Consider the following 21,549-nt stretch of genomic DNA (forward strand, 5'->3'; position numbering starts at 1 on the left):
GTATTTATATGTAAAAATAGTTTTGTGTGTAAAAATTATAGGGAGTGTGATTTTACGTGAAAAGATTTCTAGGCGGTCTTGTTTTCATGCTGGTCTTTGCGTTGGCAATTACGACTGTTTCGACTAGTATTTCTGCAACTTCTGCAAATAAAGGAGTAACACCTCAGTCAGTTTTAGAGTCATATCTTCAGGCTGTTAAAGAACAAAATGTTGATAAGATCATGAGTTATGTTATTGATGAGAGGGACTTAACAGTTGCTGATTATAAAGAGATGATGAGTTATGAAAAATTAAATAACTATGAAATAGTAAAATCAGAAACTTTGAGTGATGGTACTCATTATTATGTCGTCAATTCTTCTTATGAAGGGGGATTAGTAAAGGACGTTCCTCTGGAAGTCAAGAAGGTTGGTACTGAATGGAAAGTGAATATTAACACTGATACATTAAGTAGTGATGATAATAAAACATTGCAACAAGGTAGCGATCAATACTATGAGAATGCTTTCTCTATAATTGAAAATCAAGATCCAGTGATGAAAACAATGGATGTCTTGATGTGGTGGGATTTTTCGAAAAGACAAGGTGGTAAAACTTTTTACTCTAACTCAAAATTTAGTGTTCCTGGCTTACACAAATATGTAATTCTCGGCATTGATACACAATTGAGTACAAAACCTAATAATACAGGTATCAACTACGCTGTTGTACGTAAAGGAGTATTGGGAGATACTGTATGGGGTACTAAATATGTTAAAGGTCATTTTATGGGTGAAAATAAGAGGATAAAGTTAAATGGAAACACCATGACTTTTAAAGGGGCAAACTTGCGTTTTATTCCTAATGCTCCTGGCGTCTACGCTGGTATTGGTGGATTAGATTGGTAAGAAAATTTTGAGTAGACTTTTATGTCTGCTCTTTTTTGTGATTAATCATTTCTGAAAAAATGGTGAAAATCACTGAATTATGAGAGAAGGTATCAACAAATTCTATTACAATATTAATTTTTCGAAATGAAAGTGTCCTTTTATTGTCCAACTTTTATTGGAATTAATGATACTTAACATAAATAGTCTGTCTTAATTGTAATAAAATCAACTTTTCGTAAGTGGTAATACAAATTTTCTAGGTTGAGGGCCTAGTGGGTGAATAACCCGTGGAGGTTCAAGTCCTCTCGGCCGCATCTAAGAAACCAAAGGTTGTAGACCTTTGGTTTTTTTGTGTTTTCGATGTAATTGAACCGTTATTTATGACAGTTTACGATGATGCTAAATTCAGTGGAACAAAGAATATTGCTAAAATTGTGATAAAATATTGAAGTGTAGGAAAGGGGGAAAATACATGTCAATTTACCATGAAGTCATTGGAGAAGGATTTCCGATCGTTATATTGCATGGTTGGACACTTGACCATCAAGTGATGTTACATGCATTGGAACCGGTATTTGAAAAACAAAGCGATTGGAAAAGAATATACATAGACTTACCGGGGATGGGACGTTCCGAACCGCACCCGTCTATTCAGAATTCTGATGATATGTTAGAAGCGGTATTGCGTCTTTTGGATGAGATGATTCCTGATGAACAGTTTATTGTTTGTGGTTATTCATATGGAGGGTACATAGCTAGAGGGATCGTTCATTCACGCCGGGAAACCGTTCGTGGATTACTACTGGTAGCTCCAATGACTATACCTGTATTCGATAAAAGAGTCGTGCCAGAGAAGACCGTTCTAAAAAGTGACAGCAGCTTAATATCACAGCTCTCTTCAGAGGAGACGGATGAGTTTTGCTCCATGGCAGTTGTGCAAGGAAAAACGGAATGGGAAAGATTTCGAGATGAAATTTACCTTCCTTCTCAACAAACAAATCTTGAATTCATCAATAACATTCTTCAAAATGGGTATGGCTATACCTTCGACATTTCATCTGAATTTCAGTATCCCACGCTCATTATCACAGGGCGTCAAGACAATGTAGTCGGATATCACGATGCGTGGCGGCTGATCGAAGACTATCCAAGGGCAACTTTTGCAGTGCTTGATATGGGTGGCCACAACCTGCAAATCGAACAACCCGATGTATTTAATTCATTGGTTTATAACTGGTTAAAGAGACTTGAGTCGGAAAATATATAGTTGTACACCTTTGTATAAATAGAAGTTTTCTTGATTCGAGTTCGTGGCTGTATTAATGATTTTTATAGTTTCTAAAAAAAGTCCACTCATCTTATGCGAGTGGGCTTTTTGTATGAGTTATCATATAATAAATGTCATTCTAATCGATCGAAAGGCTTCAAACTATTGAAAATTCCAACTAAACAATGAAATGATAAGGTGGGGTTGAGCTTATGCTTGGATTGCCAAGAGGAGAAGTTTTTTTAGTTCCTTGGTCTGCTGAATGGAATAAAGAATTTGAAAGGGAAAAGAAACGAATAGTAGAGGTCATTGGTCAGTACACGGTAAATGTGCATCATATTGGAAGTACCGCAGTAAATGGTTTGAGTGCAAAACCCATTATTGATATTGCGATTGAAATAGATCATTTTCTTGACGGGACACAGTGCGTAACAGCTTTGCAAGGGATGGGTTATTCATATAGAGGGACCAATGTTTTACCTGAGAGACACTATTTTAACAAAGGAGAACCTCGCACTCACCAAATCCATATGTATCAAATAGGCAATAGATATTTACTTGAACAGTTAAATTTCAGGGATTATTTAAGAAGTAACGAATTAGTAAGAAATGAGTACGAACAGCTCAAACTGAACTTATCTAGTTTGAATAAAAATGACAAACACAAATATGCCGAGGGAAAAACTAACTTTGTTCAGTCGATTTTAGAGAGAATTTAGATAAAAATTTCTTTTCATGCTGAAAAAACTGATTTTATGCACAAATGATTTAGCATAGCTAAATGAACATTTCATCAATTAATCCCTGTCTTTGTAGTGTTACCATAGTGTATTTGGTGTTCTTTTAAATCCTAAATTGCAATAATTTCCGATTCATGTTACAATAAGAATAATTATTTTTGTTCGGCGTAAAGGATAGCATGAAGAAAGACTTTTCGTCTTGAGGATACTTTGGGCAAGGATAGTATAATACATTGTGTGATAACGCACTAGGAGGCAACAAACATGGAACAAGGTACAGTAAAATGGTTTAACGCAGAAAAAGGTTTTGGATTTATCGAACGTGAAGAAGGCGACGATGTATTCGTACATTTCTCAGCTATCCAAGGCGACGGATTCAAATCTTTAGACGAAGGTCAAAAAGTATCATTTGACGTAGAGCAAGGTTCTCGTGGAGCTCAAGCTGCTAACGTTCAAAAAATTGCTTAATCTTCATTCTATCAAAACAGGTTCTCTGTAGAGAGCCTGTTTTTTTGTGTTTTCATTTATTTCTGCAATAAAAAACCCTACTCAACGTACAAGTAGGGAGATGTTACAAGGTAATCGTAAAAAAATTCATGCTTCAAAGGTTTATCAACAGTATAGCATATTGGATTTACAATATGCGGAATTTGCCTAAATAAATTCTTTTTTCTTTAATAAAATTGAAGGATGGATTGGTTCGTAGAGAACATGTATTCAAAAATGGTGAGGGATACCGTAAAGACCGGCATAGTTCTTAACAGAAACTTTTGATTTGTTTTTCTGTAATCCCTTCGATGACTTCTAATTCACTTAGCAAAAATTCATGGGCTTCATCTAGCATTTTCTTTTCACTTGCATTTAGTGCTTTCTCTTTCTTCATCCGCATTAGATCACGCACAACTTCTGCACCGTCTTGGATATCACCCGTTTTTATTTTGTTTGTATTAATTGTATGCCTTTCTTTCCATGTCAGTAATTGATCTGATTCGCCATGCTGGAAAACGTGCATCACATTGTTTAATGCCAGTAGATCTGTAACAGGTCTAATACGTGAACCTGATATTTTTCGTGTCGGAATCATCACTTTCATATGACTGATTGACATTTTGATCACATAATACTGTTGTTTTTCATCAGAGAATTCTTTTTCTTCTATGGCTTCAATTATACCTGCTCCGTGCATTGGATAAACAATGTTATCACCAATTTGAAACATATCATCCGCCTCCATATCATGTATCTACTTTAAGGGTACCACACTTGGAGATAAAATAATCAAATTTTCAATAATATCATGTTTATTTATTTTTTGTCAATAAATTTAGTTCTAAAAAAGAGAGATTTTTTATCAACTTCTCAAGAATCCTTGCTACAAGAAAAACAAAATATCCACCGTTAAAAAAAGACCAGCCGATGAGCTGGTCATTCCAAATAGAATCCGATCATAATGTCGAAATATCAATCACAAACCGATAACGCACATCACTTTTTAGCACACGTTCATACGCTTCATCCACTTGACTTGCGTTGATTACTTCAATTTGTGGTGCGATCTTGTGAGCAGCTGCGAAATCGAGCATTTCTTGTGTTTCTTGGATGCCGCCAACGAGTGAACCTGCAATGCTGCGGCGGCCGGAAATTAATGAAAAGACGTGGAATTGATCTGGATTAGGCGGTGCACCGACATTCACTAAGGTTCCATCGACGCGAAGTAAGGACAAATAGGCGTCTACATTGATATTGGCAGAGACTGTATTGAGAATGAGGTCATATTGACCGGCTAATGTTTTAAATGTATCGGGATCACTTGTGGCAAAATAGTCTTTTGCACCAAATGAAAGTGCCTCTTCTTTTTTATTCATCGAGCGGCTTAATACCGTGACTTCAGCGCCAAGTGCACGTGCGAATTGAATGGCTACATGACCGAGCCCACCCATCCCGACGATGGCGACTTTTTTACCCGGGCCTGCCTTCCAGTGCTTTAATGGAGAATAAGTGGTAATGCCAGCGCAGAGGAGAGGACTTGCGGCATCAAGGGATAGTTGATCTGGAATGCTGACGACAAAACGCTCTGTCACGACAATCTTCTGACTATAGCCGCCATAAGTTGGTTCCCCGTCATAATCAATGCTATTATAGGTTTGGACGACTCCTTTCGTACAATATTGCTCGTCTCCATTTTGGCAATATTCACAGGTGCCGCAGGAATCCACAAAGCAACCAACGCCTACACGGTCTCCAATCTGAAATTTCGTCACATCATCACCGACAGCCGCAACAACTCCAGTAATCTCATGACCCGGAACCATTGGGAAAATACCGCCGCCCCATTCATCAAAGGCGCTGTGGATATCTGAATGACAGATTCCGCTAAATTGAATATCAATTAAAATATCATGTGGACGAAGCGCTCTTCGTTCAATGGTTGTCCGTTCAAAATTCGCTTTTGCATGTGAAACACTTAAAACGTTTGATTGGTGCGTCTGACACATTCTGGATCATCCTTTCAAAAGTAAGATTCTGTTTTACTTCTATACTGTACGTCTTAAAGTGAACTCTAAGTCAATGGAGAACCCTCTTCAGGCTTTTTAAAGAATTGAGCCAAAAGCATCTTGCGTTCTCTATCAAATTGGAGATGATAAAAAGAAGGAATTTCATTTTTCATAAGGTGAGAGAAGAAGAGAAGGGTGAAAACAATGAAAATAGCACAAGCCGCCAAGCAGCTCGATTTATCTACTGCTACGCTCAGATACTACGAGAATATTGGGTTAATTCGACCGATCCGTCGTGATGAAAGCGGTATTCGTGATTATGCAGAAGAGGATATTCAGTGGATTGAATTTATCAAATGTATGAGAAATGCGGGTCTCTCAATTGATGCACTTCGAGAATATACAGCTTTATTTATTGAGGGCGAGGATCATACCCTGTCCTCGCGAAAAAGTATTTTGGTCAATGAGCGAGAAAGACTTGTAGAAAAGCAAAAGGAAATCGAAGAGACGATTAAGCGATTAGATTATAAGATAGAAAGTTATGAAGATATTATCCACAGTTATGAACAAAAGCTCGTTCATCAACTAAAAACCAATTCCATTTGAATGAAGAAAAACCTGTGACAAGTCACAGGTTTTCTGATGTGGTTATCTTTTTGTGTAACGCACCCAGTTATAATGTGCGTGGAGTGGTGTAACACCGTTATAGGAGCCGAGCCATTCATCGACACCTGCACCATTCCACAGGTTCATCATAATCTTTCCTGGCGTTTGAGGGATTTGAGTAGTGGCAGTATGTTTTAATTGTCCGTCTACATACCATTTAATCGAGTTAGGCTGCCAGTCAAATGCATACGTGTGATATGAGTTAGCTGCATCAAAACCAAGGTTAACGATCTTTTCATGATTTCCTACACCATTGGTATAGTAGTTAAACTGAACCTTTGTCGTATCTTTCCCTAGAAATTCGATGTCAATTTCATCCCAAGGCGTACCATCCGTCGGTCCTGTATAAGTAAAGAACGAAGACACGATCCCCACATTTTTGGCTGGTTTCATGCTGACTTCATAAAGCCCGTAGCCATATGTTTGAGTAGAACGGTTTTCTCCGCAGTCAAACTTATTATAGGAAGGACTTGTGAGCGATAATCGCATTTCACCTAACGACGTCATTGAGACATTGTTTGCACGCCACGTACAGTTAAACATATTTCCATTCGAGTACCCATCGGCTTTTTGCCATAACCCCGTATTATAGTTGTTAAAAGGCTCATAAAACGATCCACCCGTTTGGGCCGAGGCACCCGCAGTAAATGTGGATAAACTCAAGACGATTCCAGTGACAAGCAACATCAACATTCGTTTCACACGGTAAGACATGTAGGCATTCCCCTCTCTTATTTTGAAAGCGTTTTCTTAATTGATCATACCTGATTCTCTCGAAATCGAAAATCGGTCTAATATATGATATTAAGGAGGATTTTTTACTAGATTCTTCTCTTATTTCATAGGAAGTTATGAAAGAAAATGATCTTTTTCAAGCGAATTACTAAAGAATGATTGACAAAGCGGACAGTTGTCCGTAAGATAATACCGGTACAATTGTCCTAATGAAAACAAAAAAGTTTTGATTGAACACATAGAGAGAAGTGTAATTTGGATGAAGGTAAAGAAGGTGAAGCATCATGGAAAAGGATATTGGGAAGGAAATTGAAGAAGTCGCTTTTTCTTTGTTTCAGGAATTTGGCGTGGAAAATGTTAGCATGCATAAAATTGCCAAAACAGCTGGTGTTGGACAGGGTACTCTTTATCGCCGTTATGCCAATAAAAGTGATTTGTGCCTTTCGATCCTTGGAGAAAAATTTGAACAGCTGATTCCTGCTTTGCATCTTTACTTGAGCAAAATCTGTGACCAGCCGGTTCGTGAACGTTTGCGTTATGTCCTCGAAGAAATTCACCTCATTGTCGGTCATCATTTAGACTGGATTCGGATGCTGACGATATCTGGGAATTTAGAGCAGACGAGTAAAGTGTATGATTGCCATTACAGTCAATCGCTTAGACAAATGATTCGTGATTTGCTAGAAGAAGCAGATGAAAAAGGGGAAGCGAGCATACAGGATATTGAGCTGACCACACTTTGTATGTCCTCTCCAATGACGCCTGAACTGATGTTTTATATTCATGAATCTGGTTATTCAATCGAAAAAATTGCTCAATTCGCTGCAGAAAAACAGATTTTATCTGTTTTCAATAGACATTGAAGTGGCTCATTTCTGACCATCCTCACTTCCTATGATTGATTTAAATTGAAAAAGAAAAGGAGCCAACCTACTATGAACAAACAGCAAGCAGCAAATTCTCATATTCGAACGCTGCCCATTATTATCTCATTTATCACAGCTGGTTTTATTGGTCTGTTCAGTGAAACGGCACTCAATATGGCACTAAGAAGCTTAACGTTAGACTTTGGAATTGAAGCGACGACAGCTCAGTGGCTAACAACAGGATATTTATTAACACTCGGTATTCTCGTACCCATTTCAGGACTTATTCTTCAATGGTTTACAACAAGACAGCTTTTCATGACGTCGCTCGTCTTTTCGATCATTGGAACTTTTATCGCAGCAGTTGCGCCAGTCTTTAGTATTTTAATGGTGGCACGTGTCGTACAGGCTGTCGGAACAGCATTGCTTCTTCCATTGATGTTCAATACGATTTTGGTGATCATCCCTCCTCATAAACGAGGCAGATCTATGGGGATTATAGGTCTTGTGATCATGTTTGCACCAGCTGTTGGCCCAACAGTCTCTGGTCTTATTTTGAAATCGCTGACTTGGCATTGGATTTTCTGGATTTCACTTCCGCTATTAATTGCTGCACTCGTCTTTGGTTTTATTTTCATGCAAAATATTACAGAACCAACAAGACCGAAAATCGACATTTTATCGATTGTGCTTTCAACCATTGGTTTCGGAGGAATTGTGTACGGCTTTAGTAGTGCCGGTGAAGGCGGCGGCTGGGGCAGTATGCATGTGATCGTTGCAATTGTAGTAGGTGTCATTGGGATTCTTGTATTCTCTCTCAGACAGTTGAATATGAAGGAACCGATGCTGAACTTAAGCCCGTTTAAATATCCGATGTTTGTCATTGGGTTACTGCTAATCTTAGTGTGTATGATGGTGATGCTATCTGCTATGATGATTTTGCCATTATATTTGCAAACATCCTTGGCACTAACGACCTTTACAGCAGGTTTAATGCTATTGCCAGGTGGAATTATCAACGGTCTGCTATCTCCAATCATGGGTGGATTATTTGATAAGTTCGGACCGAAATGGCTTGTGATTCCAGGGCTTGCGATCGTTGCAGCAACGATGTTAGGTTTCACTAATCTAAGTGTGAATACATCGATTGGATACATTGTGACCCTTCACATTACGTTAATGGTCGGAATCGCGATGATTATGATGCCTGCACAAACAAATGGGTTAAATCAGCTGCCGCCAGAGCTATATCCGCATGGTACAGCGATTATGAATACATTGCAGCAGGTGTCAGGAGCCATTGGTACTGCGGTTGGTATTTCGATCCTTTCATCAGGAACCCGCAGCTTTATGGAAAATGTGGCTGATCCTGCAAATCCGATGAATCAGCTGCTCGCCTTTACAAATGGCGTCCAGCATGCATTTATCTTTGCTGTGATCATGACCGTCATTGGTTTAATCATCGCTTTCTTCATTAAACGAGTGAAGGTAGAACAACAAGTTTCATAAAATAGATGAAAAGCACTGAGGACTTAGCGCCGCAGTGCTTTTTTATTTGTTCAATGTTTGTTTCAAAGAGGGCGAAAATGGGGAGATAGATAAAAAGTGAACCAAATAGAATGTGCTGCTCATTCAGTAGAAGGAAAAGAGGAAAAAGGAACGAATGTGTTAAGAAGAAATGAATAAGATAGGAGACTGAGATCATGAACTTACAAGAGCAAATCAAAATCGCAGCGTCATTACGTCAACCAGCTGAAGGTTCATTACCGAGTCAATCGGAATTAAAACCAGTCCATCCTCCCGAAGTGAACAAAATGGAATATGACATTCCAACAAGTGCTGGTGAAACAAAGGTATGGGTATTTAAGCCGATCAACACATCAAAGCAGCCGCTTCCCGTTTTTGTGAATTTACATGGCGGAGGATTTATCCTAGGCAGTGCTGAAATGGATAATCACTGGTGTCCGGTCATTGCAGACAGGGCACAATGTATCGTCGTCAATGTCGAGTATCAACTTGCCCCAGAGCATCCTTTTCCAGCCGCACTTCATGAATGCTACGATGTCCTGAAGTGGTTGTATGAACACCCTGATGAGCTTCAAATAGACCCCAAAGCAATAGCCGTTGGCGGACATAGCGCAGGAGGAAACCTGGCAACCGCTGCTTGTCTCTTAAATATTCAAAAAGGGAATCCACTCCCGATTGTCTATCAAGTGCTTGATTATCCGCCACTTGATTTAGCCACTGATCCAGCACAAAAGCCAGCATTTGAAGAAGCGATCCCAGTTGAAATGGCGAGACTCTTTAACGCCTTCTATCTGCAAGGCCAAGATCCGCACAATCCGCTCGTTTCTCCAATCTTTGCCGATCGTTCATCTTTGGCCCAATTGCCACCAGCTCTCGTTATCACAGCTGAAAGAGATTCGCTAGCTCAAGAAGCCGAACAATATGCGGAGAAGTTAAAAGAAGCAGGGGTAGACGTCACATACAGACAGTTTAAAGGAGTCCCCCACGCCTTCACACATGCTGGAGATTTAGAAATAGCTGAAGAAGCTTGGCATCTCATGAGTGATCAATTGAAAAAGGCATTTGAATAAGAAAGAAACATTGAGATAAGAGCACAGAACCCAGCGGGTCTGTGCTTTATTATTGTGAAGTGAATGAAAAAGATCAGATATTTGCCTTTATAGTCGATATAATAGAAAGAATAGAAGACGACTTAAAAAGGAGATGAAACTAATGGAAAAAGAGAAACTACAGGCATTTTGTCTTTCTTTAAAAGGAGTCACCCATGATTATCAGCCAGAATGGCAGGCAGATCGTTATCATATTGGTGGAAAGATGTTTGCTATGATGGGCGGGGATGCGAATCGAAAGCCTGTTATCACATTAAAATGTGACCCTCAACGTGCTGAAGAACTAAGAGAGATGCATGAGGGGATTATCCCAGGCTATTATATGAATAAGACTCATTGGAATTCCATCTACCTTGATGCAGACATTCCATCATCATTTGTAGAGGAATTAATCGAACATTCCTATCAATTGGTTTTCCTCAAATTAACAAAAAAATCTCAACAAGCTATCCTCCAACAAGATGAATGAAGCTAGACAAATGAATAACCCTGAGAATCCCTTCAAAATTGACTAGAACGAAATGCTCTCGTTATAATTTAAACAGTGAGAAGACGTGAATAGGGGGATATCAAATGGGCTATACAGTCATTACAGGAGCAAGTTCAGGTATTGGATATGAGGCGGCACTGGCCTTTGCAGCACGAGGCAAAAATCTTATTTTAGCTGCACGCCGGCTCGAGAAACTCCAAGAACTGAAGAAAGAGATTCTTGATCAATATCCCGATATTAAAGTAAACATACAGTCTGTCGATTTAACCGACATGGCGCAAGTGAATTCATTTTATGAATCATTGGCTGAATATGAGCTCGACACCTTCATTAATAATGCAGGATTCGGCCATTTCGGCTCGATTGGAGAGCAGGATCTAAGTAAAATTGGGGATATGCTTCACCTGAATATCGAAGCATTAACGATTTTATCCACTTTATTTGTTCATGATTATGAGCAAGTAGAAGGGGCTCAGCTGATCAACATTTCTTCAAGAGCGGGCTATACAGTCGTCGGCAATGCCGTCACCTATTCAGCCACGAAGTTTTACGTGAGCGCCTTTACAGAAGGACTAGCACTAGAGTTGAAAGAAAAGGGAGCTAAGTTACAGGCGAAAATATTAGCACCTTCTGCAACAGAATCAGAATTTGCAAAGCGTTCATTAGATGTCGATCAATTCGAATATGAAGGCAATATCAAGAAATATCATACATCAAAAGAAATGGCAGCCTGTCTGCTTGAGCTGTATGATCATGAAAAAACAGTCGGTATAGTTGACGGCAAGACCTTTGATTTTGAATTAAAAGATCCAATTTTTTCACATGCTGGCTCAAGTATGAAATAGACATGACACATCACTGAGGGAAGATGCCCTCGGTGATTTTTTTATGGCATGATTAACTAGTATGTAACCATATGTAGTAGAAAATCTCGTCCGTCCTGCGAAACTTACTCAAACTAAAATGGATACCAATTGAAAAAAACACCTTCACGTTAGGTGTTTTTTTCATATGTTCTTTGATAAAGCAAAGAATCAGAGACCCAGTAGATCAAACTGCTCATGATGATGATAGGTATAGATGTTGAAATCCCGATACCATCAATCACAAAAAGCATGACAACCATTGCAATCATTAAATAAGCAGCAAGATAAAGTGGATGGAAAGCCTTTGGCTGCAAAGAAAACAATAACTGCAAAGGAACCGCAAAGACGAAATAACAAACAAAAAAGATAGGAACGTAAAATACCAAGAACGCAGGCTCGCCCTGAATCGGTGGATAGAAGCATACGAACAGACTGAGTAAAATCGAACTAAGGAATAGTGTGATTAGGATTTTGTGAAATGATTGAAGCAATTGCACTAGATATACTCCTTTTTTGAAGAATTTCCTATATTTTATCATAAATTGATGAGCTAGCATCGTTTTCTGTCATTCATTGAACGACCCGAATATTCTCTTTTATAAAAGTGAATTTAGGTATTTAGATGTAAATAAATAATTATGATAATCTTCTTTCTTCCTTTATTTGGTTCTGAATCTTTCGCCTCATGCTGATGAATGAAGGAATGGTATAAAGTAAACCCTATAGAAAGAGACCTAGCTTTGAATCCATCACATTTAAGAAAAGAGATGATCGAATGAACGTAACAAAATGGTTAGGTGCTGTCCTACTTTCTGTTTTATTACTGTTGACAGCAGCTTGTGCCAATACAAGTACCCAAGAGAAAAATCAAAACGAAAATGAAACCGCATCTAATGAATCAAAGGACAAAACGACAGCCGTAGAAACGGGGAATAAGTCCTTATCTAATATTAAAGTCTTAGCAACAGGCGGGACAATTGCCGGAAGTTCAGACAGTGATACCGATACGACAGGTTATAAATCTGGTGCACTTGGTATCGATAAAGTCATTGCCTCAGTTCCACAGCTAAAGGATATTGCAAACGTAACCGGTGAGCAGGTGGCGAACGTAGGCAGTGAAAATGTGGATGATGCTCTTCTTTTAAAATTAGCCAAACGAGTGAATAAACTCTTAAACGATGATCAAGTAGATGGAATTGTTATCACACATGGAACAGATACGCTTGAAGAGACCGCTTACTTTTTAAATCTGGTTGTCAAAAGTGATAAACCAGTTGTAGTCGTTGGCTCAATGCGTCCAGCATCTGCTATCAGTGCGGATGGCCCGCTAAACTTGTATCATGCGGTGAAAATTGCATCTACAAAAGAAGCCAAAGGTAAAGGGGTCATGGTCACGTTAAATGACCGAATTGCATCCGCTCGATTTATTACGAAGACAAATACGACCACAACCGATTCCTTCAAGTCTCTTGAACATGGCTACATTGGAGAAATTGCTGGTGAAGTGGTTTCCTTTTATAACGAACCGACCAGAAAACATACGTCTGAAAGTGAATTTGATGTATCAAACATAAAGGAATTACCACAAGTCGATATTTTATACGGCTATCAAAATGATCAAAAATATATGTATGATGCAGCAGTAAAAGCAGGAGCGAAAGGGATAGTCGTTGCCGCAGCCGGAAATGGAACAATGTCAACAGAAGCCATCAAAGGGGCAACAGATGCCGTGAAGAAAGATGTAGTCGTCGTGAGATCAAGCCGTGCAGGCAATGGGATTGTGACCCATGAAAAAATGGATGATGAACATCACTTTGTCTCATCAGATTCATTGAACCCACAAAAAGCACGTATTCTGCTTATGCTCGCTCTAACGAAGACAAAAGATCCAAGTAAAGTGCAGACATTTTATGAAAAGTATTAATGAAGAAAGGGACCCGAAGCTTCGGGTCTTTTTTTATACGTGCTCCTGATGATGCTCTTTTGCACGTGTTTTTAAAGAAAGTAAAATATCTCGCCAAATATCGTCTACATCCGTAAGAAAATGTCCCGCTTCATCGATATAATTGGTTTTGACGTTTGGAATGCGAGGCGCGATTTTTTCTATTTCGACAAACGGAGCCATCGAATCTTCCTTTCCATGCCATACATCAACAGGAATTTGAATATCCTTCATATCGAATGCCCACGGACGTGAGAGTAAATCTGGTTCACGAATACATTCATCCACCGATTGACGAGTGGCTTCGTGTAAATGTGTCATCATCATCTCTAATTGCTCATCAGTTTGAAGGAATTGACGATCCCATGGATGTAGATGTTTGTTTCCATTTTTGGCTAGATTCTTAAATTTCTCAGGTTTGTTCTCAATCATCTTTTTTTGAGAACGATAGCTTGCTTTCAATAGCCAAGGGAATTTCTTACTGAGGAAAAAAGCCAATTTGTTTTCTTTGAGCATACTTTTAGGTGGTTTTCCGTCCTGAAATGGCGTTGTACTTGAAATCAGAGCGGCTGAAAGCACTTGATTCGGCAATTGATAAGCACAGGCAGCAGCGAATGCGCCGCCTCCAGATACACCCATCACTGAAAAATGGTGAATGCCGAGTTGATCTGCTACCTCTAGCACATCTTTTGCCCAATCTAAAATCGTGCGTTCAGGTTGAGGGGTAGATAAACCGAATCCCGGTCTGTCTAAACAGATGAGACGAATACCGAGCTCTTTAGAAATGGGGTCATCTTCTAAAAACATGACTCTTGACCCAGGGGTTCCGTGAAAAAAGAATATTGGAAATCCTGCTAGATCGCCGTATTCACACAAACCAATATGACGTCCATCTTGTAAAAGAATACTGTTCATACTTTCATCCCCTTAATAGTTTAATTAACTTAAATGTTGAAGAAAGAAACACCAAATCAAGGCGCTTCTTTCGCAATCTGATAGATTTTTTCGTATAGAGATAATAATGTTTTTAAATCGTCTTTAGGAAGCTTTGCATAGTATTTTTGAATGAGGTGCAATTGAATTTCTTCTGTATTCTTGTGAAAGTCATGCCCCTTTTGAGCAAAATCCACAATGATTTCCCGTCGGTTCTGCGGATTAATTTCTCGTTTAACATAGCCAAGTTGTTCAAGCTTTGATACAAGCTGGCTAGCGGCACTTGCCGAAATGGAAAAGTAATCAGCTAGCTCGTTGATGGTTCTTGTTTTTGTCCGTAATAATTCAAGAGTCAGCTCTTGTTTAGCCGATAAATCTGCATACTCATGTTTTAAAAAACGTTGATACTCTTCTACATAAATGGAGCCTAGAGCATTCGAGTATTCAATGATTTTTTTACTGTAATGAATGATTTCCTCATCCAATGACATCACCTCTATTTCATTATAGGTGATGTTTATAGTTAAGGAAAGTTAAATATTAAGATAAATTAAATGAGGAGATGACACAGTGATCGTTTCAATGACTTTTTCATTGTATTTTAAAAAAAATCCATTTATAATAAAAAATAAACCAACTGGTCGGTTTTTGTTTGTCCTGATGAAGAAAAGCAAGGTAGAAGGGATTGTGAAAGATGACAAGCACACAAAGCGGGGCTGAAAAAAGCGAGAAGACGAAGCGAAAAATCGTCACCGCTTCACGTGATTTATTTGCAAAAAAGGGGTACTCAGAAACTTCTGTGCGAGATATTCTAGAAGCGGCTGAAGTGAGTAAAGGCAATCTCTATCACCATTTTAAAGGAAAAGAGTTTTTGTTCCTTCATATTATGGAAGAGGATCATCTTTTGATGATGGAGACGTGGCATCAGGAAAAACAAACGATGCACCAGGCCATTGATCAGCTCGCAGGATTTGCAGAACTACTCAGTCAAATGGGCATTAATTATCCATTAATGAGAGCAAGTGAGGAATTTTGTGCAAGTGCCTTTACATCAGACGAGGTTATGGAACGGCTGAACAAAATTGATGCCGACTTTGATGATGTGATGAGAGACATCATACTTGAAGGTAACGAAGACGGCAGCTGGTCAATCCAGCATGTGGAGTCAACAGTGAAAATATTATTATCCGTTTTTTACGGATTAGATGTGCTGTATAAAAATGATCCAATTGAAGAGAAAAAAGAATTGCAAAAACAAGCGATCTCATTGATTATTCACGGAATCAACCATCATGAGTAACAATTGAATCAATAAAGGGGAAACAAACATCATGCAAAAACCGATTCGTGAGCAAAAAGCTGTTCTCGTTATTTTATTAAGTAACATATTTATTGCCTTTTTAGGCATCGGCCTTATCATTCCTGTCATGCCGTTATTCATGAATGTGATGCATCTAACGGGAAGTACGATGGGATACCTTGTGGCGGCGTTTGCTGTGGCTCAGCTCATTGCATCACCTATTGCAGGGAGATGGGTAGACCGCTACGGAAGAAAGATTATGATTGTGTCAGGACTGTTTCTATTTGCGTTATCAGAACTCGTCTTCGGTCTTGGGACACACGTGTATGTGCTATATTTTGCAAGACTGCTAGGCGGTATTAGTGCGGCATTTATTATGCCAGCTGTCACTGCTTATGTCGCAGATATCACGACCGTTCAAGAAAGATCAAAGGCAATGGGATATGTGTCAGCGGCCATTAGTACCGGCTTTATTATTGGTCCTGGGATTGGCGGATTTATCGCAGAATACGGCGTACGTTTGCCATTCTTCTTTGCAGCAGGGATTGCCTTTATAGCCGTCATTTCGTCTATGCTTTTGCTAAAGGAGCCATTAACAAAAGAAGAGAGAGCGAAGCAGATGGATCAAGTGAAGGAATCGACCTTCTTTAAAGATTTGAAAAGATCGATTCATCCAAGCTATCTCATCGCTTTTATTATTGTGTTTGTTCTCGCGTTTGGACTGTCTGCATATGAAACGGTATTTAGTCTGTTTACAAATCATAAGTTTGGATTTGGTCCAAAAGATATTGCGGTGATTATTACGGTCAGCTCGATTGTGGCTGTTATCATCCAAGTGCTGGTGTTTGGGAAACTCGTAAATGCTCTTGGGGAAAAAAGAGTCATTCAGCTTTGCTTGATCGTTGGAGCGGTGCTCGCTTTTGTTTCAACTGTCGTCTCAAGCTTTATGGTAGTCCTGATTGTCACATGTGTCATTTTCTTAGCCTTTGATTTATTGCGTCCAGCATTAACGACCTTTTTATCAAAAATCGCTGGCAATCAGCAAGGTTTTGTCGCAGGGATGAACTCTACCTACACAAGCCTTGGTACGATTTTTGGCCCAGCCCTTGGCGGGATTTTATTCGATCAAAATATACACTTCCCATTTCTATTCGCAGGTGTTGTCTTATTTCTTGGATTAGGGTTAACCCTTATTTGGAAGGGGAAGGCGGAAGAGCCTGCGGCATAATAATAGAAAAGAGACCTTGATAGAGGTCTCTTCAGCGTGTAGACAAACCTTCGCATTCGTTGTCAGGTCTGCGCGCCGGTGCTCACGAATGTCAAATTCGCTCCGCGCCAGTGCTCGGCCTTCCTAGACTTCAAAGGTTTTCTATCACGCTGAAAAGAAGACAAAGGGCTAAAATAAAGATCATTTTAGCCCTTTGTCAACAATCTGAAGAGACCTTGATAGAGGTCTCTTTTTTTTATGACTGCGGCTTCAGACGATTCAATGCCTGTGCCATTTTTTGATTTTGATGCTTTTTGTAAAACAGAAAGGCAATGATATGGCCTGCTAGTGTCAGAAAAGCAATGGCGATGAAATAGGGCATAATCAACTGCAGTAAATCGGTTGAATATAAAGCGACAGCCCCTAATTGAAAGGCTAAATTGACTACGGTGGAGATGAGAATATTGACAGGTGCAGGAAAGGTAAGATAATTCCATAGTAAAGGGTACAAGACACCAAATACAAAGCCTGCCAAAGTGCCAATAGCGATAATGTGCCATACATATCCAAAAGGGATGGTGACTGATTGATTGGTCAGTGACAAGATGAGTGTCAGCCATACAATAGAGACAAAAGACGTTTGCATAAATTGATTTTTCATTTCATTGATCATTGAAATCTCTCCTTTATATATTTTGCGTAATGTCGACTGACAGTATAGCTGTTTTGCGAGAGAGTCTCGACTTCTAAGCGAGCATACGTACCAGCTGCAAAACTGTGAACTTGAGCTAAATTGAGGATGACCGCATTATTGATACGGAAGAAAAGTTCGTGCTCTAACCATTTCAAGTCCTTCAAACGTTTGTTTAAAAAATACGTTCTCCCATCGGCAGTGACAACCTTTGACAGATGTCCTAGTGCAGAGATCGCTTCAATTTGTTCCAATGGTAAAAGTGATTGACGATCGTTTTTTGGATCTTTCACCGTCAAAGAAGGAGGCGTTTCCAGTAACGCTTCGATTTTTTGTAAACGCTCTTGATTATGTGGATGGCTAATGACGTCCACTTCCGTCACATCCTTTTCTTGATTCCAGATAAAACGAAGTTTCATTCATAAACCTCCTTTCACAATGAGCATAGCAATACATAGAAGCAAATGCGAAGACATTTTGTTTTGATGCAGAAGAATTCTTCTTGTTGCAAAGAGTCACTGCATACGTGCATTTTTTTATATATAATGGAAGGAAAGAAGATGTTTGGAAAAGGGGGACGCTATGTATCTTTTGGAAAAGCAAAGGACAGCAGCGATAAAAGAAGGAATTCGTCAGATCGATCCAGCATATCCAGTGTTTGTAGATGCGGTCATGGACGGTTTCGTACAAGGGAATCTTTATGTAGATGATACCTTGCACCCTCGTATTTATTTTCTCGAAACAGCATGCGGCATTTATTATGTTGCAGGCAAGAGGGAAGAAGAGCTGTCACACTGCTCGGCGTTCATTGTAGATGTTTACGAAAGGCAGAAAAGACAAAACGGCCGGTTTACCGTATTTTCAGCAAATCAATTAACAGATGTGATGATGAAAAAATATCTTGGATCACATTTGAATGAGATGGAGAGGCATGCGTACGTTTTTTCGGAGGTCCATTCTTATGTTCCTGCGTCTCATTCAGGCTACAGAGTAGAGCGGACAAATGAACAGGTGATCAAGGCAAGCAAGGCTTTCACGCCTAGCTATTACGAAGCCTATTGGGGGAGAGCGGCGCGCTTTCTATCAAAAGGAATTGGAGTCGCTATCTTAGATGGTGAGGACGTCGTGAGTGAATGTGTCTCCATTTTTTCAAGTGAAGATCGTGTGGAGATCGATATTTGGACAGAGGAAGCCTGCCGGGGAAAAGGCTTAGCACAGCTGGCGGGTCAGCATATGATCAGGAGTTGTCTTGAAAATAAAAGGACACCGCATTGGGATTGCGATGTCCAACATCTAACTTCAATCAAATTAGCAGAAAAGCTAGGCTTTCAGCGGACAAAAACCTATCGATTGTTTTACAGCTCATGAGAAGGTTTTGAGATACCAAGCATCCATTGCAGAATGCTCAGAGCCTTCAATCGGCTCTGAAAGAAGAGAAAAGCCATATCGCTGATAAAGGCCAGTCGCGGCAGTTAATTCTTGGCGGGTTTCTAAATAGCATGCTCCATAGTATGTAGAGGCGTAGTGAAGTGCTGTATCCATCAGTTTTTTGCCAGCACCTTTTCCTTGTGCTTTTGGGCTCAAATACAGCTTTTGTAATTCACATATGCCGTTCGAAAATGGAGCAATGCCTACGCCGCCCACGATGTCACCATTCTCTTCAGCAACCCAATAGGCTGCATGAGTCAATGTTTGATAGTATTCATATAGCTGGTCAAGGTGGGGATCAGTGTAGGCTGTTCCTTCAATCGCCAGATTCGCTGATTCTAGTGACTGACGGATAATCGCTGCGATATACGGATTGTCTTTTTGTTCAATTGGTCTAATGTTCATTGAAAGTACCTCCATCGTCATAAAATAAAAAGAGAAAGTGAGTTGAAACAACATGTTTTGGCTGCAAACTGCTATTTTTACAATGGTTGTATTGTGTCTCTCATGGTGGGCAGGGAAAAGAGGTGGAAACCGTCATGCGGGGCTGATCCTCCCTGTATGTTTCATCCTATTTGGATTGGTTTTATTGATATCCAGTTTCTTTATTGGCAGGTGGGAAGGCATGGCGCTTAGTATATCAAGCGTCTCGATCGTTCTCTCTTCCATGATTTGTTTGATCATCGTCGCAGCGATTCAATTTTTTAAAAAAGATGTCCCTTCTTAAGCAGGGGCATCTCCACTATTTATCTGATTGTATTCTTCACGAAGGATGCCCATGATGATCACATCTGAGTAGGCACCGTTGAAATAGAGTGCTTGTCGCCTTTTTCCTTCATATTGAAATCCGGCTTTCTCATAGCTTCTGAAGGCTCTCGGATTGTGGGAAAAGACCTCGAGCTCAAGGCGGTTGAGTTCTAATGTATCAAAGGCGAATGCTTGAACCATTCGGACAGCTTCAGTGCCATAGCCTTTTTGGAAATGTTCTGGTCCATGAAGCGCAATGCGGAAGCTTGCCGTATGATTGATTGGATCAATATCCACAATCGCCGCATCCCCAATCATTTCTTGCGTGTCTAAAAGACAAATGGCGAAATCTCGTCTGCTGTCATCTTGTGAAAATCGGGTGTACGCTGAACGAATTTCTTCTAGTGTGAACGTTTTTCGTGTTCCCGTCATGTAAAGTGTTTCTGCATGCTGGCATCCTCTTTGAATACCCGGATAATCCTGTTCTTCAATTGGTCTCAAAAATAAGCGGGTCATGACGGATCACCCTCCTCTATATATCGAGATATTTCAATTAAATTCAGATCAGGATCACGGATATAAACAGATTCAACTGGACCTAATGTACCTGTGCGCTTAACGGGTCCCTCTTCAATAGGAACCACTTGCTTGCGAAGATGCAGCAGCAAACTGTCCATATCTAAATCAGTAATAAAGCACAAATCACTAGAGCCTGGAAGTGGATGAGCCGCTGCCTGCTCATATTCATGACCAGCTTCATGAAGGTTGATCTTCTGTAAACCAAAACGAAGCGCTTTACGGCCTTCTCCAAAGGTTTCTTCCTTCATTCCTAATACGTTTGTATAAAAGCGAATGGTGTCCTCTATATGTTGCACAGTCAACACGATATGATCAAGTCGTCGTATCATCAGTCTCTCCTCCAAGTATGATCATTGATTGAACTGATTTTATTATATCATTCCTTGAAGAGGATACCTTATTGAATCACGGTTTTATAACTCCAGCTTTGTAAGGACATTTCTTTTCCGCGCAATACCCTTTCATCAAACTCTACCCATCCATTTTTTCGATAGAAATGACGGTTCGCTTCATTGTGTGTAATCAGCGTGAACAGGCCTCCGCCTTGCCGGGCAATAAAGGGAAAAAGACATTGCTTTAACATCCGGCTTCCAAGTTTTTTTCCTTGGTGACTTTTTGCGACGGCAAGTGCTTCTAAATACCAAAAAGGCTTGTTTAAGGAAGAAAACGCTTTTTTAGCCTCCTTTAACATACGAAACACATGCTGAATGGCCGATATACCGCCAGTGAAGAGGAGCTTTAACCCGCCTGACAACACATAATCCATGAGACCTGGCTCAGGAAAACGCGGATGCTTTAACAGGGCAGCAGACACAATGTGACCGTTCTCAACTCCGACTAAACAGATTTGATGCTGGAAATATACCTTTGTGTTGACCAAATGCAGCTCGCGAGCGAAAGTAGAGCGTTTTGATACCTTTTCACATAATAAATCAAAAAATGAATAATCTCGAAACGAATCTTCTAACAGATCTGCCACTTGTGGCAGTTCGTCCTCTCTAGCAAGTCTGAAATGAACCATGTGCTGGCCCTCCTTTTTTGAACAGATATAGATTATTGAACATGTGTTGATTATAATAAGAAGTAAACCAT

The 21,549-nt window shown here is 39.8% G+C and carries 27 protein-coding genes; 15 read left to right on the forward strand and 12 right to left on the reverse strand.

The genetic code is table 11. The annotated features are described in order from the left end of the window. Positions 1 to 56: 56 nt before the first annotated feature. The 4 genes from MKX52_RS02625 (at position 57) to cspC (ending at position 3,344) form a co-directional block, all read left to right on the forward strand. Positions 57 to 887, forward strand: coding sequence for a hypothetical protein (locus MKX52_RS02625; protein WP_088003288.1), 831 nt, complete (start codon positions 57 to 59; stop codon positions 885 to 887). Between the two features lie 454 nt (positions 888 to 1,341). After that, a complete protein-coding gene (locus MKX52_RS02630) occupies positions 1,342 to 2,136 on the forward strand; it encodes an alpha/beta hydrolase (protein WP_342491419.1) in 795 nt (264 codons plus the stop codon). A 212-nt stretch (positions 2,137 to 2,348) separates the two neighbouring features. Then, positions 2,349 to 2,855, forward strand: a complete 507-nt coding sequence (locus MKX52_RS02635; RefSeq protein WP_217014909.1) for a GrpB family protein — start codon at positions 2,349 to 2,351, stop codon at positions 2,853 to 2,855. Positions 2,856 to 3,140: 285 nt separating this feature from the next. Next, on the forward strand, positions 3,141 to 3,344 hold the full coding sequence (cspC, locus tag MKX52_RS02640; protein ID WP_008346765.1) for a cold shock protein CspC: 204 nt from the start codon (positions 3,141 to 3,143) through the stop codon (positions 3,342 to 3,344). Positions 3,345 to 3,633: 289 nt separating this feature from the next. Here cspC and MKX52_RS02645 read toward each other — a convergent pair whose 3' ends face one another. Both MKX52_RS02645 and MKX52_RS02650 read right to left on the reverse strand, forming a co-directional pair. After that, positions 3,634 to 4,095, reverse strand: coding sequence for a CarD family transcriptional regulator (locus MKX52_RS02645; protein WP_012009013.1), 462 nt, complete (start codon positions 4,093 to 4,095; stop codon positions 3,634 to 3,636). 226 nt (positions 4,096 to 4,321) lie between these two features. Next, a complete protein-coding gene (locus MKX52_RS02650; protein ID WP_088003281.1) occupies positions 4,322 to 5,371 on the reverse strand; it encodes an NAD(P)-dependent alcohol dehydrogenase in 1,050 nt (349 codons plus the stop codon). Positions 5,372 to 5,575: 204 nt separating this feature from the next. Between MKX52_RS02650 and MKX52_RS02655 the strand changes: the two genes are divergently transcribed. Further along, positions 5,576 to 5,977 carry a MerR family transcriptional regulator gene (locus tag MKX52_RS02655; protein WP_088003280.1) on the forward strand — a complete coding sequence of 134 codons (402 nt, stop codon included), beginning with the start codon at positions 5,576 to 5,578 and terminating at the stop codon, positions 5,975 to 5,977. A 42-nt stretch (positions 5,978 to 6,019) separates the two neighbouring features. Here the strand turns inward: MKX52_RS02655 and MKX52_RS02660 are convergent, their stop codons facing one another. Then, positions 6,020 to 6,751, reverse strand: a complete 732-nt coding sequence (locus MKX52_RS02660; protein WP_003214284.1) for a glycoside hydrolase family 16 protein — start codon at positions 6,749 to 6,751, stop codon at positions 6,020 to 6,022. Positions 6,752 to 7,056: 305 nt separating this feature from the next. On the opposite strand from MKX52_RS02660, the gene MKX52_RS02665 reads away from it, so the two are divergent. The 5 genes from MKX52_RS02665 (at position 7,057) to MKX52_RS02685 (ending at position 11,609) form a co-directional block, all read left to right on the forward strand. Beyond that, positions 7,057 to 7,635, forward strand: coding sequence for a TetR/AcrR family transcriptional regulator (locus MKX52_RS02665; protein ID WP_144482193.1), 579 nt, complete (start codon positions 7,057 to 7,059; stop codon positions 7,633 to 7,635). A gap of 72 nt (positions 7,636 to 7,707) precedes the next feature. Further along, entirely contained in the window at positions 7,708 to 9,147 is a 1,440-nt protein-coding gene (locus MKX52_RS02670) for a DHA2 family efflux MFS transporter permease subunit (RefSeq protein WP_012009017.1), read from the forward strand. Positions 9,148 to 9,341: 194 nt separating this feature from the next. Continuing rightward, a complete protein-coding gene (locus MKX52_RS02675) occupies positions 9,342 to 10,235 on the forward strand; it encodes an alpha/beta hydrolase (protein WP_342491420.1) in 894 nt (297 codons plus the stop codon). A gap of 142 nt (positions 10,236 to 10,377) precedes the next feature. Continuing rightward, on the forward strand, positions 10,378 to 10,743 hold the full coding sequence (locus tag MKX52_RS02680; RefSeq protein ID WP_342491421.1) for an MmcQ/YjbR family DNA-binding protein: 366 nt from the start codon (positions 10,378 to 10,380) through the stop codon (positions 10,741 to 10,743). A gap of 104 nt (positions 10,744 to 10,847) precedes the next feature. Then, a complete protein-coding gene (locus MKX52_RS02685) occupies positions 10,848 to 11,609 on the forward strand; it encodes an SDR family NAD(P)-dependent oxidoreductase (protein ID WP_342491422.1) in 762 nt (253 codons plus the stop codon). Between the two features lie 149 nt (positions 11,610 to 11,758). On the opposite strand, the gene MKX52_RS02690 is transcribed toward MKX52_RS02685, so the two are convergent. Further along, the gene (locus tag MKX52_RS02690; protein WP_342491423.1) at positions 11,759 to 12,127 is read right to left on the reverse strand and encodes a UPF0715 family protein; all 369 of its coding nucleotides are present in this window, start codon (positions 12,125 to 12,127) and stop codon (positions 11,759 to 11,761) included. Between the two features lie 278 nt (positions 12,128 to 12,405). Between MKX52_RS02690 and MKX52_RS02695 the strand changes: the two genes are divergently transcribed. Further along, on the forward strand, positions 12,406 to 13,554 hold the full coding sequence (locus MKX52_RS02695; RefSeq protein ID WP_144456955.1) for a type II asparaginase: 1,149 nt from the start codon (positions 12,406 to 12,408) through the stop codon (positions 13,552 to 13,554). A gap of 33 nt (positions 13,555 to 13,587) precedes the next feature. Here MKX52_RS02695 and MKX52_RS02700 read toward each other — a convergent pair whose 3' ends face one another. Both MKX52_RS02700 and MKX52_RS02705 read right to left on the reverse strand, forming a co-directional pair. Continuing rightward, complete coding sequence (locus MKX52_RS02700) at positions 13,588 to 14,487, reverse strand: alpha/beta hydrolase (RefSeq protein ID WP_342491424.1); 900 nt, start codon at positions 14,485 to 14,487, stop codon at positions 13,588 to 13,590. Between the two features lie 56 nt (positions 14,488 to 14,543). Beyond that, positions 14,544 to 14,996, reverse strand: coding sequence for a MarR family transcriptional regulator (locus MKX52_RS02705; protein ID WP_144456951.1), 453 nt, complete (start codon positions 14,994 to 14,996; stop codon positions 14,544 to 14,546). Positions 14,997 to 15,199: 203 nt separating this feature from the next. On the opposite strand from MKX52_RS02705, the gene MKX52_RS02710 reads away from it, so the two are divergent. Both MKX52_RS02710 and MKX52_RS02715 read left to right on the forward strand, forming a co-directional pair. Beyond that, a complete protein-coding gene (locus MKX52_RS02710; protein ID WP_012009026.1) occupies positions 15,200 to 15,805 on the forward strand; it encodes a TetR/AcrR family transcriptional regulator in 606 nt (201 codons plus the stop codon). Positions 15,806 to 15,836: 31 nt separating this feature from the next. Next, on the forward strand, positions 15,837 to 17,033 hold the full coding sequence (locus tag MKX52_RS02715; RefSeq protein ID WP_342491425.1) for an MFS transporter: 1,197 nt from the start codon (positions 15,837 to 15,839) through the stop codon (positions 17,031 to 17,033). A 235-nt stretch (positions 17,034 to 17,268) separates the two neighbouring features. On the opposite strand, the gene MKX52_RS02720 is transcribed toward MKX52_RS02715, so the two are convergent. Both MKX52_RS02720 and MKX52_RS02725 read right to left on the reverse strand, forming a co-directional pair. Next, positions 17,269 to 17,685 (reverse strand): hypothetical protein, encoded by a 417-nt coding sequence (locus MKX52_RS02720; protein WP_144456945.1) that lies wholly within the window; start codon positions 17,683 to 17,685, stop codon positions 17,269 to 17,271. After that, positions 17,682 to 18,122 (reverse strand): LytTR family DNA-binding domain-containing protein, encoded by a 441-nt coding sequence (locus MKX52_RS02725; protein WP_012009029.1) that lies wholly within the window; start codon positions 18,120 to 18,122, stop codon positions 17,682 to 17,684. The genes MKX52_RS02720 and MKX52_RS02725 overlap by 4 nt, the downstream gene beginning before the upstream one ends. A 163-nt stretch (positions 18,123 to 18,285) precedes the next feature. Between MKX52_RS02725 and MKX52_RS02730 the strand changes: the two genes are divergently transcribed. Beyond that, a complete protein-coding gene (locus MKX52_RS02730) occupies positions 18,286 to 19,071 on the forward strand; it encodes a GNAT family N-acetyltransferase (protein ID WP_144456943.1) in 786 nt (261 codons plus the stop codon). Here the strand turns inward: MKX52_RS02730 and MKX52_RS02735 are convergent. Then, a complete protein-coding gene (locus MKX52_RS02735) occupies positions 19,066 to 19,536 on the reverse strand; it encodes a GNAT family N-acetyltransferase (protein WP_144456941.1) in 471 nt (156 codons plus the stop codon). The genes MKX52_RS02730 and MKX52_RS02735 overlap by 6 nt on opposite strands. 52 nt (positions 19,537 to 19,588) lie before the next feature. On the opposite strand from MKX52_RS02735, the gene MKX52_RS02740 reads away from it, so the two are divergent. After that, positions 19,589 to 19,858 (forward strand): YesK-like family protein, encoded by a 270-nt coding sequence (locus MKX52_RS02740; RefSeq protein ID WP_012009032.1) that lies wholly within the window; start codon positions 19,589 to 19,591, stop codon positions 19,856 to 19,858. On the opposite strand, the gene MKX52_RS02745 is transcribed toward MKX52_RS02740, so the two are convergent. The 3 genes from MKX52_RS02745 to MKX52_RS02755 form a co-directional block, all read right to left on the reverse strand. Then, positions 19,855 to 20,394 (reverse strand): GNAT family protein, encoded by a 540-nt coding sequence (locus MKX52_RS02745; protein WP_012009033.1) that lies wholly within the window; start codon positions 20,392 to 20,394, stop codon positions 19,855 to 19,857. The genes MKX52_RS02740 and MKX52_RS02745 overlap by 4 nt on opposite strands. After that, positions 20,391 to 20,786, reverse strand: a complete 396-nt coding sequence (locus MKX52_RS02750; RefSeq protein ID WP_012009034.1) for a VOC family protein — start codon at positions 20,784 to 20,786, stop codon at positions 20,391 to 20,393. The genes MKX52_RS02745 and MKX52_RS02750 overlap by 4 nt, the downstream gene beginning before the upstream one ends. A 68-nt stretch (positions 20,787 to 20,854) precedes the next feature. After that, positions 20,855 to 21,478: a GNAT family N-acetyltransferase gene (locus MKX52_RS02755; RefSeq protein WP_342491426.1), complete on the reverse strand. Its 624-nt coding sequence runs from the start codon at positions 21,476 to 21,478 to the stop codon at positions 20,855 to 20,857. Between the last annotated feature and the right edge of the window lie 71 nt (positions 21,479 to 21,549).

The organism is Bacillus sp. FSL R5-0422 (assembly GCF_038610765.1).
GTDB classification, from domain to species: domain Bacteria; phylum Bacillota; class Bacilli; order Bacillales; family Bacillaceae; genus Bacillus; species Bacillus pumilus_O.

Bases quoted from the DNA above. Each gene is read 5' to 3' on its own strand.
- MKX52_RS02630 (WP_342491419.1), top strand. From the start codon at position 1,342: ATGTCAATTTACCATGAAGTCATTGGAGAAGGATTTCCGATCGTTATA.
- MKX52_RS02635 (WP_217014909.1), top strand. From the start codon at position 2,349: ATGCTTGGATTGCCAAGAGGAGAAGTTTTTTTAGTTCCTTGGTCTGCT.
- cspC (WP_008346765.1), top strand. From the start codon at position 3,141: ATGGAACAAGGTACAGTAAAATGGTTTAACGCAGAAAAAGGTTTTGGA.
- MKX52_RS02645 (WP_012009013.1), bottom strand. From the start codon at position 4,095: ATGTTTCAAATTGGTGATAACATTGTTTATCCAATGCACGGAGCAGGT.
- MKX52_RS02650 (WP_088003281.1), bottom strand. From the start codon at position 5,371: ATGTGTCAGACGCACCAATCAAACGTTTTAAGTGTTTCACATGCAAAA.
- MKX52_RS02655 (WP_088003280.1), top strand. From the start codon at position 5,576: ATGAAAATAGCACAAGCCGCCAAGCAGCTCGATTTATCTACTGCTACG.
- MKX52_RS02660 (WP_003214284.1), bottom strand. From the start codon at position 6,751: ATGTCTTACCGTGTGAAACGAATGTTGATGTTGCTTGTCACTGGAATC.
- MKX52_RS02665 (WP_144482193.1), top strand. From the start codon at position 7,057: ATGGAAAAGGATATTGGGAAGGAAATTGAAGAAGTCGCTTTTTCTTTG.
- MKX52_RS02670 (WP_012009017.1), top strand. From the start codon at position 7,708: ATGAACAAACAGCAAGCAGCAAATTCTCATATTCGAACGCTGCCCATT.
- MKX52_RS02675 (WP_342491420.1), top strand. From the start codon at position 9,342: ATGAACTTACAAGAGCAAATCAAAATCGCAGCGTCATTACGTCAACCA.
- MKX52_RS02680 (WP_342491421.1), top strand. From the start codon at position 10,378: ATGGAAAAAGAGAAACTACAGGCATTTTGTCTTTCTTTAAAAGGAGTC.
- MKX52_RS02685 (WP_342491422.1), top strand. From the start codon at position 10,848: ATGGGCTATACAGTCATTACAGGAGCAAGTTCAGGTATTGGATATGAG.
- MKX52_RS02695 (WP_144456955.1), top strand. From the start codon at position 12,406: ATGAACGTAACAAAATGGTTAGGTGCTGTCCTACTTTCTGTTTTATTA.
- MKX52_RS02700 (WP_342491424.1), bottom strand. From the start codon at position 14,487: ATGAACAGTATTCTTTTACAAGATGGACGTCATATTGGTTTGTGTGAA.
- MKX52_RS02705 (WP_144456951.1), bottom strand. From the start codon at position 14,996: ATGTCATTGGATGAGGAAATCATTCATTACAGTAAAAAAATCATTGAA.
- MKX52_RS02710 (WP_012009026.1), top strand. From the start codon at position 15,200: ATGACAAGCACACAAAGCGGGGCTGAAAAAAGCGAGAAGACGAAGCGA.
- MKX52_RS02715 (WP_342491425.1), top strand. From the start codon at position 15,837: ATGCAAAAACCGATTCGTGAGCAAAAAGCTGTTCTCGTTATTTTATTA.
- MKX52_RS02720 (WP_144456945.1), bottom strand. From the start codon at position 17,685: ATGATCAATGAAATGAAAAATCAATTTATGCAAACGTCTTTTGTCTCT.
- MKX52_RS02725 (WP_012009029.1), bottom strand. From the start codon at position 18,122: ATGAAACTTCGTTTTATCTGGAATCAAGAAAAGGATGTGACGGAAGTG.
- MKX52_RS02730 (WP_144456943.1), top strand. From the start codon at position 18,286: ATGTATCTTTTGGAAAAGCAAAGGACAGCAGCGATAAAAGAAGGAATT.
- MKX52_RS02735 (WP_144456941.1), bottom strand. From the start codon at position 19,536: ATGAACATTAGACCAATTGAACAAAAAGACAATCCGTATATCGCAGCG.
- MKX52_RS02740 (WP_012009032.1), top strand. From the start codon at position 19,589: ATGTTTTGGCTGCAAACTGCTATTTTTACAATGGTTGTATTGTGTCTC.
- MKX52_RS02745 (WP_012009033.1), bottom strand. From the start codon at position 20,394: ATGACCCGCTTATTTTTGAGACCAATTGAAGAACAGGATTATCCGGGT.
- MKX52_RS02750 (WP_012009034.1), bottom strand. From the start codon at position 20,786: ATGATACGACGACTTGATCATATCGTGTTGACTGTGCAACATATAGAG.
- MKX52_RS02755 (WP_342491426.1), bottom strand. From the start codon at position 21,478: ATGGTTCATTTCAGACTTGCTAGAGAGGACGAACTGCCACAAGTGGCA.